A 17,503-nucleotide genomic window follows, 5' to 3' on the forward strand; every position below is an offset into this window, starting at 1 on the left:
TCATATTCCATAAGAAACAAACCCATACAAATAAAATGATATATGAATCAAAGTGCCATTAAAATCAATACGCGTTACAAAAAAAATAATCTTTACTTTATTACTTTCGGACTTGGCATGTACTCATGCATCGGCAGTGCACTAGCAGCCCCATCCGGTGGTGAATTGATTCGAGAAATTGATCAACAAAACAAAAATGAAATTCGCCCCAAACAAGCACCATTGCAACTCGATATAAACAGCAATATAAACAAAAAAAGTGCCACTTCTGGAAGTGATATAACAATTTTCATTGCCAAGATCATAATAAGAGGAAATCATGCATTTAGCCAGAATGAATTAAACACAATCATCAAGAATGATACCGGCAAGAAACATAGCCTTAAGGAATTGAAAGAAATTGCTCAGAAAATTGAGGATTTCTATCACAAAAATAATTATGCATTTGCACATGCATATATTCCACCACAAGAAATCAATGATGGAGAATTAATCATAGAAATAAAAGAAGGCAAGTATGGAAAAATTAAATACGAAAATAAATCCAGACTTAAAGAATTTGTCATACTCAACACAATGCGCTCTATTAAAAAGAATAAATTAATTCAAACAGCCGATCTAGAAAGCACCTTGACTAGGTTAAATCAAATAGCTGGGATTCAAGCAACATCCACCCTGGAACCTGGCGCAGAAGATGGTCAAGCCGACCTAACAGTAAGCATAGAAGATACAAAATATCTCAGCGTAAATATCAGCGCAGACAATCTAGGCGACAAAAGTACAGGTCTCTACAGAACCATAGGGGACTTTACACTCAATAATCCATTAAAGATTGGTGATCAAGTAAATATAAAAACGCTGATAAGCAATCCAAAAAATTTATATAAAAGAATAAATTATTTGATGCCAACCAATATTGGCGACTCAAAAATTGGAATGACTTACTCCAAAATGCAGTATGCAATTGACGGGGCAATGGCAGAACTGGAAATGCATGGATATGTTAATTCAACCAGCTTTTATCTACAGCAACCTATTATTACTCAAAATAATAAATACTCTGAATTGAAAATTAGATATGAAGAAAGATTATTTAATGACATGACAGACTTTGACAAAGACACAAACAAGAAGAAATCTAAAATCATTACCACATCATTCTCAGCCAGTGGGTCAAGTATTTTTTCTGACAGACCTTAAGTATTTTCTCGGCAAGTTACAGCATTGGTCGTATTACAGTACTTAGTCCATGGTGGGAAGACTATTACCAAAAATCAACAAGAATACAAGGCGGCTTCAGTAAATTAGCAATTAATGGCAGTCACGCGCAATGGATAACAAATAGTACAAGTATATTCGGGCAAATATACATGCAATGGTCTGATAAAAATATGATTTCTGCTGAGAAAATTGGCCTGGGCGGAGTTTATGCAGTCCGTGCTTACTCTGCCAATGATGCTTCGGGTGATGAAGGTTTTATCGGCAGTATTGAATTACGGCATTCAATCAAACCAAGAATTCAAGCTTCCTGGTTTTATGATTATGGACAAACGCATGCAAGCAAAAATGGATGGGGTGAAGCAAACCCCCTTATCCGTAGAGCCGCCATTGGAACGACATTAACATTTGCAAACAAGGGAGGTTCAATCAAGCTTACCGCTGCATTACCGGTTGCTCCTGGAAAATCTAATGCAACACGGAAAGCACCATCCGCATGGGTTCAAACGAGCTATATATTTTAATACATTAAAACCAACAAGAAAGGAGAAAAGAGAATTTATCGTAAGGCTAATTAAATGCAGTGCCTGTTTTAGAGCGGAATATTGATACCGAGCCAAAATTACCACGCCAAGGACTCCATCATGAACACTATCTTCAGCCGTATCTGGAATGCACATAAAGGATGTTGGGTTGCCTGCAGTGAAAAAGAAAAAGCCTGTAGGAAAACAGGAGGCATCAATCGCTCTCAGCTGCAATTGTTAACTAGTATTAGTATCATCTCCATACCATCTGCATTTGCACTGCCAACCGGTGGAAATATTACATCTGGAGCTGGTAATATTCAAATATTTAACAACGGAAAGCAAATTTCCGTCAATCAAAACTCTGATAAAATTATTATTAATTGGGATAAATTTGGGATTAAATCCGATGAGAAAGTGCGTTTTAATCAACCAAATCAAAATTCGATTGCATTGAACCGCGTACTGGGCCTTGAAGGCACAATGATATTAGGTCAGTTATCCGCAAATGGTAAGGTATTCATCATCAATCCGAATGGAGTAGCATTTGGGAATGGATCACAAATCAATGTCGGTGGCCTGCTTGCATCCACACAAAACATATCTGATGCTGATTTTAATGGTGGAAATTATAAATTCTCTGGAATTTCCAGATCAACCATTATAAACCAAGGAACAATCAACAGCACAAATGGCAGTGTGATACTTCTTGCCAATCAAGTCAGGAATGCAGACACAATTAATACGCCAAATGGGAGTACTGTATTAGCTGCAGGCAGTGCATTCACTCTCAGTCTTGATGGCGCTGGGTTGGTTAATGTGAAAGTTGATAGTGCCATCATGGATGCTCTGGTTCAGAACACTAATAAGATAAGCGCCAATGGTGGGCAAGTTATTCTTACTGCACATGATAGCTCTAACTTGATGAAAACAGTGGTTAACAATAGCGGCACTATTGAAGCAAATACACTGAATTTCATATCCGGAAAAATTATTCTTGATGCTGGTCCTAAAGATCGGGCTGATGTGAATGGACAGATAAGCGCAAGCGCTCAAGGACAAAATATTGGCGATGGTGGATCAATTGACATTAGCGGTAAACATGTACGGATAGGATTGAGTACTCTTTTTAATACAACTGCTGAGAATGGGAATACCGGATTAGTCTCAATCAAAGCAGATGATTTTGAAATTGCCACTCGTGGCAATAGCGCTCCATACTCTGATAGCTATATTGCTTCTGATACTTTGTCGCGAGGCCTGGCCTACTCCAATATTTCCATCACCAACTCAAATGGAGATTTAGCCTTAAATGGCCCTGTGGCATGGTCCAGCAAAAACAAACTTGCACTAACCGCGCAGAACAATATCTTGATTAACGATAATATTTCCTCAACTGGAAAAAATGCTGCTTTTGCACTCAACCCAGGCTCTGATAATTATATACTAGCAAAAGGAAAATCAATCACACTTGCAGGTACGGATACCACGTTCAGCATCAACAACAAGAACTATAAAATTATTCAAAACTTTGATCAGCTGCAGCGAATCAATAACAATCTGTATGGTCTCTATGTAATCGGCAATGATATAGATGGTTCTTACAAAAGATTTGACTCGATCGCAAGCGGTAGCAACCCATATGCTTCGTTCAAGGGTGTATTAGATGGTTTTGGCCATACAATAACAAGGCTTTCAATTAATTCTGCCGGTCCTAATTCCGGCTTGATAGCAACAAACGATGGCACTTTGAAAAATATCAACCTAACCTCAAGTACGGTTTCAAATACAGTATCTAATACTTCAGCGGCAATTGCTTCACTTATTGGCTATAACCGTGGCAACCTGATCAACAGTAGTAGCAATGTCTCCATCCAAGCTCCGTATTCATCCAGCCAAACCAACACCCTTGGCGGTTTGGTTGGTATTAATAGCGGGAAAATTGATAGAAGCACATTTACTGGTACTGTATCAGGTAATACCGCTACCCGCGGGATTGGCGGCATTGCGGGGGAGAACAGCCGAGGTACTATCTCCAACTCTATGAACACTGGTTCAATTACCGGAAGAATGAATAATAACTCTGGTTCTGGCAATGGATCTGGTGGATTGGTTGGAATTAACTTCCAAGGGATAGTTGAATCTTCTAAAAACACGGGAAATGTCAAGGTTAGCTACTCACCCAATAGTGGCGGCCTTGTTGGCATAAGTCTTGGAGGTATTATCATAGACTCAAGCAGCTCTGGTACTGTTGGAACTAGTTACAATTATTACTCTCCCGATAGTTCATATATTGGCAGTGCCGGTGGACTTATTGGTTACTTGAGCAACGGTACCGTTTTGAACTCTCGTTCTAATAGTGTAATTGAAGGTGGAATAGGCACAGTGGCCGGTGGACTTATAGGCACTAACTTGGCTGGCACTGTTAGTAATGTTGCCACCAATGCAACCATTAACAACAGTCGAGGACGAGAAACAGGCGGATTGATTGGTATAAACAATTTGGGTGACGTTACCGACGCTATTGCTGCAGTTATTGCAACTGGAGGTAGTAACACTAGTGTAGGCGGTTTGATAGGCAGCAATAACGACGGTAACGTTTCAAACTCATCCGTAAGAAAGATAACCGATGCTGGTGTGGTATCTAGGGTTTCTGCGCGCACGAATACAAATATTGGTGGAGCAATTGGAACGAATACAGGAACAGTAACCGGAGTATCTGCTGAAAATAATATAACAGGAGATTCGTATAGTAATGTTGGTGGCCTGGTCGGATTGAACAGCGGCAGCCTGATGGAAGGAAGCATTTCCTTCAGTAACGCTTATGGAACAGTTATAGGAGGCAGTTCTGCATCTACCGGCGGCTTGGTTGGCTTGAATCAGGGCCTGATTAGCAATTCCTACTCTTACTCTGATGTCACTTCAGGCTCGTCCAGCAAGATTGGAGGCTTAGTGGGTATAAACGAAACTATTGGCAGGGTAGTGGATGCTCAAACTTATGGACTAGTTAAATACTCGAGCAATCAGACTTACGGCGGTGCTGTTGGCATCAACATGGGGAGTATAGAAGGCGTGCAGGTTTTTGGGGATTCTGCACGTCTTAGCCTAATCGGAATCAACCGAGGAATAGTCAGGGATCAATTTTAACAACATACAATAATTTAAGTGCAAGGCCTGGTAACCTGGCTTTGCATTTTTTAATTCAGAATAAAATAATTAAAAATTATCGGCATTACATTCTTCATCTCAATATTGAATACAATGCGAAACCCATTTACCTCACTCAAAATATCATTAAAATATCTAATTTTAGTGCTAAGTTTTATATTTCTATCAAATCCTTCTTTTGCGGGGGCCACTGCAAGTCAGTGTTATTTTGACAATACCCTTGGCGGTCCATGGAATATATATACTGAAGGCAACAGTATAAAAATATTTAACAGCACGCCTATCGGAACCGTTTTGGCTGCACGTGGCATTACCGTTCGTGGAGTTTACACTGGAAAGGCTGGAGAAGCTGACACTGTCAGAATAAAGGGAAGTTGGATTAGCGGTGGCGTTGGTGGTGGTTTAGCAGACTATTACACCGTAGCAACCAATATCCCTGGCATTGGCTTACGCTGGCGATATAGCTCATCCAGCACTGCCAATGGCATATTGCCACGCAATGCTGTGCCAATCATATTAGCGGAAGAAGCAGCCGAACCCAGTGCCGTAGGAACAGGTGCCATTCAGCTTGCAACAGTACAAGAGCTTATATTAACAGGGAATGCTTCAAGTGGAGTAGTTACCAATACGCCTGGTGCAGCGACAAATTTCATCATTGATGCGGTGAACAGTGCAGGTGTAGCATCCAGAATATGCAATGCAACTGGTGACTTTGGCGACAAATACACTCTAAACCTTGACAATGTACCAATCCAAAATACTTGCGAAATAGAGACACCTGCCATTCAAGTAATGATGGGCTATTTCAGTACGATAGATTTTCCTTCTATCAACTCACCTTCCCTGCAAGGGGGAACTCAGTTTAGCATACGCCTAAATAATTGCTCCGCCGCAGCCAAACCAAGTATTTATTTTATCGATATTAACAATCGCAGCAATTCCAGCGACTTACTTGGCTTATCCCCCGCAACAGATTTTGGTGCCCCACCGGCTCAAGGCATTGCGATACGACTAAAATTACTAGCCAACAATCAGACCATCCGCTTTGGCACTAACAATAGTTATTCGATGGGATCGGCAAGTGGAAGCATGGTTGAAATGCCATTGCAAGCTGATTACATCCGCACCGGTGCAGTTACTGCAGGGCATGGCAATGCTGTTGTTGAATTTTTTATTGATTACCCATAGCAAATCATGCCAATTGATGTTGAACGTCTTTTTCGGCCAGCCTAATCTGATTGCCACTAAGCATAATGCAATTACTGCGCAGAAAATTAAATGTCTTTACCCAGACAAAATCTTGCATAGCGACAAACCTTGCCAAGCTTGATCAGGCATCCGTCATGACGGGTAAGGCATGTCGCCTCCCCGTCAGCCTCATTCATACCCCAGGCACGCCATAAGCCGGTGCCTGCTGTGGTGCTTCGGCACGGGTGATGTAGTCCTGCATCTGCGGCTGATAGCGTTGCCACAGCTGCTGTAACTCTGCCACCGGTTCGCCATCGCTCCAGTCCACCCGCAAATCCACCACCGGCCAGCTTTGCGTCCACACCAACTTGAGCCCGGCGGCATGGATGGGCCCGACCTCGCCCCCCGCAGCCACCGCAGCCTGCATGGCAGCCAGCAGACGCTCGGCCAGATGGCCGCGACTGTCCTCGAAGGCCTCCACCATGCGCGCGGGCAAATTGGCATCGGCCAGGATATTGCCACCAGCAGCACAATGCTCCCCCTGTGCCGTGGCAAACACCCCCAGCGCATGCTGGCCGCTGAAGGTGGCGATTTCCCCCTGCGCCGGTACCAGCAGCAGTTGCCGCCAGGCCAGATAGCCATCAGCCTGCGCCAATGCCTGGCACAAGGTGCGGCCCCGCTCCCCTCTTGCCATCAGCGCCAGCGCCTGTGGCCCCAGGGCGGGGTTGGTGACATTCTGGCTCATCACCGCGCCCACCCCGGCTTCTACATGGCAGCAGCGGCTGGCTACAGCAATGCTGGACGATGCCGCCGCCACCCCCAGCATGCCGGTGTGCGGACAGCGTGCTGCAATGGAAAAGGTCATGGCTGGTAGCCTTCCGGAATCACCGCAGTGATGTCGATTTCCACCAGCCACTCAGGCCGTGCCAGGGCAGAAATCACTAGTCCGGTGGACACCGGATACACGCCCTTGAGCCAGCGGCCTACCACCTGATATACCGCCTCGCGGTAGCGGGTATCCACCAGGTAGATGACGATCTTGCACACGTGGTCCAGATGGCTGCCGGATTCTTCCAGCAGCATTTTCACATTGGCCATGGCTTTTTCCGCCTGGGCGGTGACATCGCCGATGCCCACCGACTCGCGGGTATCCAGGTCCTGACCGATCTGGCCGCGCAAAAACACCATATTGCCCGCCACCACGGCCTGGCACAGATCGTTGTCCAGCTTTTGTTCCGGGTAGGTTTCGCGGGTATTGAACGGACGAATGCGTTTGTGAACCATGTTTCACCTCATTGCTGTGTGTGGGGTGGCGGTCTTGCCGCCACCACAGGTTATTGACAATCTCTTCTCGCTTTCTGGAGAGAAAGCGAGGCGCCCTTCTTCAATTGGCAGAGCAAGGCGGGGGGATTGGGAACAGATGGCAAGGCTGCGGAATCAATCAGTTAGTCAGCAGCCTGACACACCGTTTCACGCACCGGCGCTGCGGTGGTTGGGCTACTGGCGTGATAGGCCTGGTATTTGCGCTGGGTGGCAATATGGTCGGCAATGAACTTGGCGTCATGCCATACCCCCCAGATAAAGCTGGAGCCACGCCGTGACAGCCAGGGCAGACCCAGGAAGTACACGCCCGGCTCGCTGGAAATGCCACGCTGATGGCTGGGCTTGCCCTTTTCGTCAAAGGCATTCACTTGCAGCCAGCGGTAATCCACGGCAAAGCCGGTGGCCCAGATCACGGTGCTGACACCGCTGGCAGCCAAATCCAGCGACAGGATGGGCTCCCGCACGCAGGCCGGGTCCGGCGGCAGCTGCCGGGCTTCTGGTTCTGGCGGCAGGTCTAGTCCGTTCTGGGCGATATAGGCATCGGCAGCGTCCAGCAGCCCCAGATAATTTTCATCACCACGCGCAATGTTTTCCGCCAGGTCCGGCTGGAATTGCATCACGCCGTTTTCGCAAGAGCGGGTCATGCCCAGCAAGGTGATGCCCTGTTCGGCCAGGCGGCGAAAATCCACGGTATGTCCGCCGCGTGCACCGCTCACCGCGATGGTGACGTGTTCACGTCCGGGCTTTACCTTTTGCGCATCCCACTCACCCAGTACGCCCAGCCACCAGCAGAAGTCGCGTTCGCGGTAACGGCGCGGCGGCCTGTCGTGCGGGCCGACAGACAAATAGACGGTACGGCCAGCGCGCTGCAGCTCGTCGGCAATCTGTACCCCGGACGAGCCCGAGCCCACCACCAGCACCGCTCCGGCAGGCAGTTGCTGCGGGTTGCGGTATTCCGCCGAGTGCATTTGCCTGACCGGGCTGTCAGCCGGGATGAGTTGCGGGATCAGAGGCTGCTGGAATGGTCCGGTCGCCGCCACTACGCGATTGGCCTCAATCACACCGGTGGATGTTTCCACGGTAAAGCCCGGACGGCCGCTGTTGCGCACCACCTTGAGTACCTCTACCCCAGTACGGATGGGGGCATGAAATTTGCGGGCGTAGGCCTCCAGATAGTCCGCCACCCGCTCCTTGCCGGCAAAGGCATCCGGTGTGACATCATCAAAATCCAGGCCGGGAAATCGGTCGTGCCAGGCCGGGCCGTTACAGACCAGTGAATCCCAGCGCTCCGAGCGCCAGCGTTCGGCGATGCGCTTGCGCTCCAGCACCAGGTGCGGCACATCCAGCTTGCTCAGGTGCTCGCTCAGGGCAATGCCGGCCTGGCCGGCACCAATCACCAGCGTATCGGTCTTTTCCATCACCATTTCACTTCCTTCCCTGTATTAGGCCCCGAACACCGCAAACGAGGGTGGCATGGGGTAGTGCCGCTACGGCGATGCCGCACAGTGCACATCAGCCAGCCGGCTACCGTTCAAGGCCATTGGCTGACTGACCACTGCAGTCTATGGAAGCAATTTGAATACCGAAAATATATAAAATCTCTTGATTGAATAATTTTTAATTATCCAATGTACGCGAAGCCTAAGCCGCGCAAGTCATGCAGACAGGCAGGAAAACGATGGATGACCAAACGGAGGGAACCACGCAGAAAAGATGAAATCCGGCAAGACGTGACCGCAACCAACCGGCATGGCCAGCACCGGCAGCGCTGCCGGAATGAAATGCCGACATCATCAAGAATAGATTTTTTGCCAGCAGCTTGTAGAATGTTTATCAGTAATGGATTCTCTGTAGTTTCCATTTCTTATGGCTGTTCAATCCACCAAGGAACACCCCATGGCCAATACCCGCCACGCCCTGCTGCTGGCTTCCCTGCTGGTACTGCACACCACCTGCGCGCTGGCACTGGAAAAACCAGCCGGCCCCCCTATCGTCACCATCACCGGTCTGATAGCTGAAAAGAACAGGGGTGCCGATGCCCAATTCGACAGCGCCATGCTGGACAAACTGCCACAGGTAAAAATGACAGTTCCCACTCCTTGGTACAAACAGGAAGAAACCTTTGAAGGCCCGCTATTTCGCGATGTGCTCAAGGCTGCGGGCAGCAGGGGCAGCAAACTCTATGTGGTTGCCCTAAACGACTACGCAGCAGAGATTCCGTTGGCTGATCTGGAAAAATATGATGTTATCCTGGCGCGCAAGATTAATGGCAAGGTGCTGACCGTGCGCGACAAAGGGCCGCTGTTTGTCATGTATCCCTTCGACAAGAAGCCGGAATTGCGCACCAAGGAAATCTACTCCCGCTGCGTATGGCAGGTTAACCGCATCCGCGTCGAATAAACCCTTACAAGGCTAGCTAGTGTCATTGTTCTCGCATCAATCCCGCATCAACAACCAGGTATGGCTGCTTGGCATTCTGATGGTGGCCGCCCTGCTGGTGGTCGGCATGCTGTATCAGCGCCAGCAGGCAGAAATGAAGCGCTTTGCCGAGCAGGGGCAGGACAATGTGGTGTGGGTATATTCTCAGCTGGGTATCGATTACTTCCGCACCGTGGGCGCAGCCAAGGTAGCCCAGGCCACCAGCCGGGCTGCCGATCTGGACGAACTGCAGCTGCGCTACAGCATCCTGGTATCGCGCATCGACCTGCTCAAGGACTACCGCTACGCCAATCTGTTCCAGAACAAAGCCTGGTATCAGCAGCAGATAAACAAGCTGGTACTGCTGGTGCGGCGAACCGACCAGAGGCTGTCGGCCCATGATGATCATTTTGATCAGGCACAAGCCACCGCCTTGCTCAACGAGCTGGACAATGTGGTCGAGAACATCCGCGAACTGACCATCGGTGCCAACAGCCAGCTGACCGATGCCGCCAACGCCAGCAACCAGAGCCTGCAGGAACTCAACACCATGGTGGCCATCACCGCAGCCCTGCTGATGCTGGTGGCTGCGCTGATTGCCGCCCTGGCCTGGCGCAACCTGTCGCACAGCGAAAAACGGCGCGCGGAAGCCGAGGCGCTCAGCCGCAAGCTGGACCGCGCGCTGGAACAGGCCGAGGCCGCCAATGTCGCCAAGGGCGCGTTTCTGGCCAATATGAGCCACGAAATCCGCACCCCGATGAATGGCATCATCGGCATGACCGAGCTGACGCTGGATACCGAACTGACAGCCGAACAGCGCGAGTATCTGGAAATCGTCAAATCCTCCGCCGATTCGCTGCTGACCATCATCAACGACATCCTCGACTTCTCCAAGATCGATGCCGGCAAGATGGAGCTGGAGTCGCTCCCCTTCTCACTGCGCAACTTGATCAGCCAGACGGTCTATCCCTTTGCCCTCAAGGCCGAAGAACACCAGCTGGAAATCATCTGCCAGCTAGCCCCCGACCTGCCCGACCGCTATATCAGCGACCCGTCCCGCCTGCGCCAGGTGCTGAACAATCTGCTGGGCAATGCGGTGAAGTTCACCAAACAGGGGGAGATCGTGCTGGACATCAACGGCCAGCAGCAGGGGGATAGCTACCTGATGACTTTTTCGGTGCGCGATACTGGCATCGGTATTGCACCGGAAAAACAGCGCGTCATCTTTGATGCCTTTGCCCAGGCTGACAACAGCACCACCCGCCGCTATGGCGGCACCGGGCTGGGCCTGTCCATCACACAGAAACTGGTCGCCTTGCTGGGCGGGGAAATCCGGGTAGACAGCCGGCCACAGCAGGGTTCGGAATTTGTCTTCAGCATTCCCTTGCAACTGGCAGACAAACAGGCCGCAGCCCGCCCGCCCGCCGACCTGGCCGGACTGCACGTGCTGGTGTGCGACGACAATCCCACCAACCGCAGCTGGCTGGCTGCCTTGCTGAAAAACTGGGGCATGCAGGCCACGCTGGCCGAAGACGGCTTTGCTGCCCTTGCCATCCTGCAACAACAAACCTTCGACTTTATCCTGCTGGATGGCCACATGCCGGGCATGTCCGGTTTCGAGGTGGCACGCCAGCTGCAACTGCAAGACTGCCAGGCCGACATCATCATGCTGACATCGTCTGGCGAACGGGGTGATGGCCGACGCTGCCTGGAGCTGGGCATAGGCGCTTACCTGACCAAGCCGGTTCCGCAGGAAGAATTGCTCGCCACCCTCTGTCAGCTGCGCGGCGAACCGGGCGACAACCAGGCCCGGCTGGTCACCCGCCACAGCGTGCAGGAAGTCAAACAGCAGCGGCATGTGCTGCTGGTGGAGGACAACGAAGTCAACCAGAAGCTGGCCCAGGCTATCCTGAGCCGTCGCGGCTGGCTGGTTAGTGTGGCCGGTGATGGTGCGCAGGCGCTGGACATGATTGCCGCGCAAGCCTTCGATCTGGTGTTGATGGACATGCAGATGCCGGTGATGGATGGCCTGGAAGCCAGCCGCCGCATCCGCCAGCACGAAGGCGATGCCCATCTGCCAAGGCTGCCCATTGTCGCCATGACGGCCAATGCCATGAAAGGCGACCGCGAACGCTGCCTGGCAGCGGGCATGGATGGCTATGTCAGCAAGCCGGTGGAAGCCCGGCGGCTGTTTGACGAAATCGAGCGGGTATTTGCCGGACAGCACCCGGATCAAGACCCTGGGCAAGAAACCAGCCAGCCCGACATCACGGTGGCCGACTGCCAGCTGCACTACCAGCAGACCCTGGCCAATTGCGATGGCGACGCCGACTTCCTGCTGACCCTGCTGCAAGCCTTCATCCGAGATGCCGCCCTGCGGCTGGACAAGCTGCGCCAATCACTGGCGGACAACAAACCACAAGACATGGCCCTCTATGCCCATGCACTGCGCGGGGCCGCCCTGTCGATTGGTGCCCTGCCATTTGCCAGCTTGTGTCAGCACGTTGAAAGCGCCGCCCAGCAGGAGGATGCTGCAGCACTGGGCACGCTACTGCGGGAGCTGGAAGCCTGCCATCAGTTGTTGCTGGTAGAAATCCGCCCCCACCTGCCAGCCAACAGCAGTCAGGGCTGAGCATCTGCCGTTGCTGATGTAAAACTTCATCAAGTTACTGCCTGCTGCATGGCCACATCCGGCAGCGGCATTACTGCCGCCCCGCTACACCATGCTTCATGGGGTGCCGGGATGAAAGCAAGGTGGTCATCAGCCAGTAAGCGGTGGTTTCAGGGCAGCCAGGCTGCCAGCGGTGTCAAATCCAGATGCTGCTCCAGCATGTCGGCCAGCCGCTCGATATGCGCTTCACGGATGGCCGGATAATCCAGCGGCTGCGGCGTAGCCAGCCCGGCCCATTGCAACAAGGCCGCCAGGCTTTCCGGCTGATCAAACACGCCGTGCAGATAGGTGGCCAGAATCTGGTCATCGGCACTGATGGCCCCATCACAGCGGCCATCCTCCAGCCGCACCGCCGGGCGCGCCAGCGCCGCACCAGTACTCACCCCCATGTGGATTTCATAACCGCTCACCGCAGCACCGGCCAGTGTCAGCTGGCCATTCACCCGCGTCAGCTGCTTGTGCGTAGCCAGCGTGGTTTCCATCGCCAGCCAGCCCAGGCCTGCGCTGCTGCCCGCCTCGCCTTCCAGGCCCAGCGGGTCGTGCAGCTGCTTGCCTAGCATTTGCAGGCCGCCACAAATACCAATCAGCTTGCCGCCATAACGCAGGTGACGGGCAATGGCCGCTTCCCAGCCGGCAGCGCGCAGGCTGGCCAGGTCGGCCCGCACGCTCTTGCTGCCCGGCAGGATGATCAGGTCAGCCGGGGGCAAGGGCTGGCCGGGTTTGACCAGCAGCAGCTCCACTTGCGGATGCAGGCGCAGCGGGTCGAAATCGGTATGGTTGCTGATACGCGGCAGCACCGGCACCACCACGCGCAGCGTTTGCTGCGGGGCATGCTCTGCCTGGGGACGGTTCAGCGCCAGGCTGTCTTCCGCCTCGATATGCAGGCCGTTGAGATAGGGCAGCACGCCCAGCACCGGCTTGCCGGTGCGCTGCTCCACCCATTCCACGCCGGATTGCAATAACGCAGGGTCGCCACGGAAGCGGTTGATCACCAGCCCCACCACCCGCGCGCGTTCGCTGTCGGACAGTAATTCCAGCGTACCCACCAGGTGGGCAAACACCCCGCCGCGCTCGATATCCGCCACCAGCACCACCGGGCAGTCCACCGCCTCGGCAAAGCCCATATTGGCGATATCGCCCTCGCGCAGATTGATTTCCGCCGGGCTGCCCGCGCCTTCCACCACGATGCACTGGTATTGCGTGGACAGCCGTGCGTGCGATTGCAATACCGACTGCATCGCCACCGGCTTGTATGCGTGGTAGGACACCGCGTCCATATTGCCCACCGCCCGCCCCTGGATGATGAGCTGGGAGCCGGTATTGCTATTGGGCTTGAGCAGCACCGGGTTCATGTCGGTATGCGGCTCCACACCGCAGGCCAGTGCCTGCACCGCTTGCGAGCGGCCAATCTCGCCGCCATCCACCGTCACCGCGCTGTTAAGCGCCATGTTTTGCGGCTTGAACGGCACCACACGCAGGCCGCGCCGGGCCAACAGGCGGCAGAAGCCGGTGGCGAAAGTGCTCTTGCCGGCATCCGAGGTGGTGCCCTGAATCATGATGGTTTTGGCAGTCATGCTGTTCTCCGGCGCGCATTTTTTTGGGAAGCCCCCTAGAATGTCGCTCTTCAATGCGTGGGCAGCCGGATTGGCCGCTGCCCTGAAGCCGGCGATTATATAGGCGTGTGATGTGATTTCTGCTGTTTTTCTGTTGTTGGCGGTGCTGCTGGACCGCCTGCTGGGCGAGCTGCGCCGCTGGCATCCGTTGGTGGGTTATGGCTATCTGGTACGCAAGGTGGAGCAGGCACTGTATCCGGCCGCGCCGCAGGCCGAACCGGTGTGGCGCATGCGGCTGCGCGGCGTGCTGGGCATCAGCCTGTTGCTGCTGCCGCTAACCGGCCTGGCCTGCGGGCTCTCGCGCCTGCCCTGGCTGGGCCAATTGGCTTCGGTAGTGCTGCTGTACCTGGCCATTGGCGCACAAAGCCTGCGCGAGCATGCCCAGGCGGTGCTGGATGCGCTGCGCGCTGGCGACCTGCCGCTGGCCCGCTACAAGGTGTCGATGATTGTCAGCCGCAACACCAGCGAACTGGACGAAACCGCCGTGGCGCGCGCCACCATCGAATCGGTGCTGGAAAACGGCAGCGATGCCATCTTTGCCGCCGTGTTCTGGTTTCTGCTACTGGGCGCGCCCGGCGTGGTGCTGTACCGCGCCGCCAATACCCTGGACGCGATGTGGGGCTACCGCAACGAGCGCTTTTTGCACTTTGGCTGGGCTGCCGCCCGCTTTGACGATGTGCTCAACCTGATTCCCGCCCGCCTCACCGCGCTGACTTACATCCTGCTGGGCCACACCCGCGAGGGCTGGCAGTGCTGGCGCGCCCAGGCCCCCACCTGGTACAGCCCCAATGCCGGCCCGGTGATGGCAGCCGGGGCCGGGGCGCTGGGTGTGCTGCTGGGCGGTGCCGCCAGTTATCACGGCAAACTCAAGCAACGCCCCACCCTGGGCCTGCAACGCGCGCCGGTAGCCGAGGACATCGCCCGCGCCATCGCGCTGGTGCAGCGCAGCCTGTGGCTGTGGGTAGCACTGGCCTTGCTGGGCGGCAGCATTTTTTGGAGCGTCACACATGCTTGAACATGGAGGCGGCATCCTGCGTGCCGCAGCGCAATACGGTATTCCGGTAGCGGACTGGCTGGACCTGTCCACCGGGCTGAACCCGCAAGGCTGGCCAGTGCCAGCCTGCAGCCCGCGCAGCTGGCAGCGCCTGCCGGAACAGGACGACGGGCTGGAGCAAGCCGCAGCGGAGTACTACGGCAGCCCGCTGTTGCTGCCGGTGGCCGGGTCGCAACCTGCCATCCAGCTGCTGCCCACGCTGCGCCCGCCCTGCCGGGTGGGCATGTTGCCCTTGTGCTATGCCGAACACCCCTGGCACTGGGAGCAGCACGGCCATCGCCTTAGCCGCCATGCGCCGGACGACATTGATGCAGTCATTGATGAACTGGACGTGCTGCTGCTATGCCACCCCAACAACCCCACCGGTACCACCTTTTCCCGCGAGCAGTTGCAGGACTGGCGCGCCCGGCTGGCCAGTCGTGGCGGCTGGCTGATACTGGACGAAGCCTTCATGGACGCCACGCCGGATCACAGCCTGCTGGACGAGGTAGGGCTGCCGGGGCTGATTGTGCTGCGCTCGGTGGGCAAATTTTTTGGCCTGGCCGGGGCGCGGGTGGGGTTTGTGTTTGCCTGGCCAGCCCTGTTGCAGCAACTGGCCGAGGCCATCGGCCCGTGGAGCATCAACGGCCCGGCGCGCGAAGTGGTCAAACTGGCCTTGCAGGACAGCAGCTGGCAACAAGCCATGCGCGGACAACTGGCCGCCGACAGCCAGCGCCTGCAGCAACTGTTACACGAGTATGGCCTGCCACCGGCCGGTGGCAGCCATCTATTCCAGTGGTTGCAAGGCGTGCACTGCCCGGCCTTGTTCGACTTTCTGGCGAGCAAAGGCATCCTGGTACGCCAGTTTGCCGACGGACCCAGCCTGCGCTTTGGCCTGCCGCCGGACGAGGCTGGCTGGCAGCGGCTGGCAGCGGCGTTGGCACAATGGGAAAAGCCTTGAAAATCAGCGGGAAGAATTCCCATTTTCTGCGTTGTCACGTATCATGCGCGCTTCAAATGACGGTGCCCCGCCAGGGGTGAAACGGGAATGCGGTGAGACACCGCAGCTGCCCCCGCAACTGTAAGCGACGAGTCCGCATCACATGCCACCGGCCCACCCGGGAAGGCGATGCCGGGTAAAGAAGCGCGAGCCAGGAGACCGGCCGTCATACGTGTCGACGCAGGCTGAATCCGGGCGGGGTGTACCGGGGGAATGCACAGTACCGCCCTGCTTGGCGGACAGTGCCCTCGCTTGCGGCGACGTATCGTCACCGAGGGCATCATGCAAGCAAACCTGAATACATCAATATCGTCAGCCGGTCCGCGCCGCTCCCGTCATCTGTGGGTGCTGCTGCCGCTGCTGGCTGCCAATCTGCTGGCCTGGGGCTGGGCACTGAGCGCCTTTGCCGACCATCCGGCTCAACTGGGCACCGCCTTGCTGGCCTACCTGCTGGGCCTGCGCCATGCGGTGGATGCCGACCACATCGCCGCCATCGACAATACCGTGCGCAAGCTGATGCAGGAAAACCAGCGCCCGCTGTGCGTGGGGTTTTTCTTTTCCGTCGGCCACTCCATGCTGGTGATTGCCGCCGTTGCCGCCGTGGTGTTTGCCACCCGCGCCCTGCAGGATCAAATCAACGGTTTTCGTGAAATCGGCGGTGCCATCAGCACCGGGGTTTCTGCCTTCTTTCTGCTGGCACTGGCCGCGATGAACCTGTCTGCCCTGCGCGGCATCTGGCACAGTTTCCGTCGCGCCCGCGCCGGTCAGCCGGTATGTGAGGAGCAGCTCAACATCCTGCTGGGCAATCGTGGCCTGCTGGCGCGTTTGCTGCGCCCCTTGTTCCGCATGGTGAGCAAGAGCTGGCACATGCTGCCCATCGGCCTGCTGTTTGGCCTGGGTTTTGATACCGCCACCGAAATCGGCCTGTTTGCACTGGCGTCCTCGCAAAGCGCCGATGGCATTCCGCTGTGGAACATCATGGTATTCCCGGTGCTGTTTGCCGCTGGCATGGCACTGGTGGACACGCTGGACAGCATGCTGATGGTGGAGGTGTACGGCTGGGCCTTCATCAACCCCATCCGCAAGCTGTGGTACAACCTCACCATCACCCTGGTGTCGGTGATTGTGGCGGTGTGCATAGGCGGGCTGGAAACCCTGGGCCTGATTGCCGACAAGCTGAAACTCAGCGGCGGTGCCTGGGATGTGGTGGCCATGCTTAACGAAAACCTGGCCCACTTCGGCTATTTTGTCGTGGCACTGTTTGCCCTCACCTGGGCACTGTCCGCCGCCATCTACAAGTGGAAACGCTTTGACACCCTGCCCGGCCAACAAGCCGGCTGACGCCCT

At 54.5% G+C, this 17,503-nt stretch carries 13 protein-coding genes and 1 riboswitch; of the genes, 9 read left to right on the plus strand and 4 right to left on the minus strand.

Annotated elements, in window-relative coordinates:
• Positions 1-42 precede the first annotated feature (42 nt).
• The 4 genes from ACODR9_RS02080 to ACODR9_RS02095 all read left to right on the plus strand — a co-directional run bounded on the left by ACODR9_RS02080 (position 43) and on the right by ACODR9_RS02095 (position 6,098).
• Positions 43-1,200: a POTRA domain-containing protein gene (locus tag ACODR9_RS02080; protein ID WP_488807348.1), complete on the plus strand. Its 1,158-nt coding sequence runs from the start codon at positions 43-45 to the stop codon at positions 1,198-1,200.
• 83 nt (positions 1,201-1,283) lie between these two features.
• Positions 1,284-1,742: a ShlB/FhaC/HecB family hemolysin secretion/activation protein gene (locus tag ACODR9_RS02085; protein WP_488807523.1), complete on the plus strand. Its 459-nt coding sequence runs from the start codon at positions 1,284-1,286 to the stop codon at positions 1,740-1,742.
• Positions 1,743-1,862: 120 nt separating this feature from the next.
• Positions 1,863-4,889 (plus strand): two-partner secretion domain-containing protein, encoded by a 3,027-nt coding sequence (locus ACODR9_RS02090; RefSeq protein WP_488807349.1) that lies wholly within the window; start codon positions 1,863-1,865, stop codon positions 4,887-4,889.
• Between the two features lie 114 nt (positions 4,890-5,003).
• The gene (locus ACODR9_RS02095) at positions 5,004-6,098 is read left to right on the plus strand and encodes a fimbrial protein (RefSeq protein WP_488807350.1); all 1,095 of its coding nucleotides are present in this window, start codon (positions 5,004-5,006) and stop codon (positions 6,096-6,098) included.
• 193 nt (positions 6,099-6,291) lie between these two features.
• On the opposite strand, the gene ACODR9_RS02100 is transcribed toward ACODR9_RS02095, so the two are convergent.
• The 3 genes from ACODR9_RS02100 to ACODR9_RS02110 form a co-directional block, all read right to left on the minus strand.
• Complete coding sequence (locus tag ACODR9_RS02100) at positions 6,292-6,963, minus strand: DUF1028 domain-containing protein (protein WP_488807351.1); 672 nt, start codon at positions 6,961-6,963, stop codon at positions 6,292-6,294.
• Positions 6,960-7,382, minus strand: a complete 423-nt coding sequence (locus ACODR9_RS02105) for a RidA family protein (RefSeq protein ID WP_159876067.1) — start codon at positions 7,380-7,382, stop codon at positions 6,960-6,962. Before ACODR9_RS02105 ends, ACODR9_RS02100 begins: the two co-directional genes overlap by 4 nt.
• A gap of 161 nt (positions 7,383-7,543) precedes the next feature.
• A complete protein-coding gene (locus tag ACODR9_RS02110; protein ID WP_488807352.1) occupies positions 7,544-8,839 on the minus strand; it encodes a flavin-containing monooxygenase in 1,296 nt (431 codons plus the stop codon).
• A gap of 478 nt (positions 8,840-9,317) precedes the next feature.
• Between ACODR9_RS02110 and ACODR9_RS02115 the strand changes: the two genes are divergently transcribed.
• Together ACODR9_RS02115 and ACODR9_RS02120 are read left to right on the plus strand one after the other, a co-directional pair.
• On the plus strand, positions 9,318-9,821 hold the full coding sequence (locus tag ACODR9_RS02115; protein ID WP_488807353.1) for a putative pterin-binding protein: 504 nt from the start codon (positions 9,318-9,320) through the stop codon (positions 9,819-9,821).
• A gap of 19 nt (positions 9,822-9,840) precedes the next feature.
• Positions 9,841-12,471: a response regulator gene (locus ACODR9_RS02120; protein WP_488807354.1), complete on the plus strand. Its 2,631-nt coding sequence runs from the start codon at positions 9,841-9,843 to the stop codon at positions 12,469-12,471.
• Between the two features lie 149 nt (positions 12,472-12,620).
• Here the strand turns inward: ACODR9_RS02120 and ACODR9_RS02125 are convergent, their stop codons facing one another.
• Entirely contained in the window at positions 12,621-14,084 is a 1,464-nt protein-coding gene (locus ACODR9_RS02125) for a cobyric acid synthase (protein WP_488807355.1), read from the minus strand.
• Positions 14,085-14,196: 112 nt separating this feature from the next.
• Between ACODR9_RS02125 and cbiB the strand changes: the two genes are divergently transcribed.
• The 3 genes from cbiB to ACODR9_RS02140 all read left to right on the plus strand — a co-directional run bounded on the left by cbiB (position 14,197) and on the right by ACODR9_RS02140 (position 17,497).
• Complete coding sequence (gene cbiB / locus ACODR9_RS02130) at positions 14,197-15,138, plus strand: adenosylcobinamide-phosphate synthase CbiB (protein ID WP_488807356.1); 942 nt, start codon at positions 14,197-14,199, stop codon at positions 15,136-15,138.
• Positions 15,131-16,117 carry a threonine-phosphate decarboxylase CobD gene (cobD, locus tag ACODR9_RS02135; protein ID WP_488807357.1) on the plus strand — a complete coding sequence of 329 codons (987 nt, stop codon included), beginning with the start codon at positions 15,131-15,133 and terminating at the stop codon, positions 16,115-16,117. Before cbiB ends, cobD begins: the two co-directional genes overlap by 8 nt.
• Before the next feature lie 43 nt (positions 16,118-16,160).
• Positions 16,161-16,338, plus strand: a riboswitch (cobalamin riboswitch).
• Between the two features lie 100 nt (positions 16,339-16,438).
• On the plus strand, positions 16,439-17,497 hold the full coding sequence (locus ACODR9_RS02140; RefSeq protein ID WP_488807358.1) for a HoxN/HupN/NixA family nickel/cobalt transporter: 1,059 nt from the start codon (positions 16,439-16,441) through the stop codon (positions 17,495-17,497).
• The last annotated feature ends 6 nt before the right edge of the window (positions 17,498-17,503 follow it).

Source organism: Aquitalea sp. FG25 (assembly GCF_057809375.1).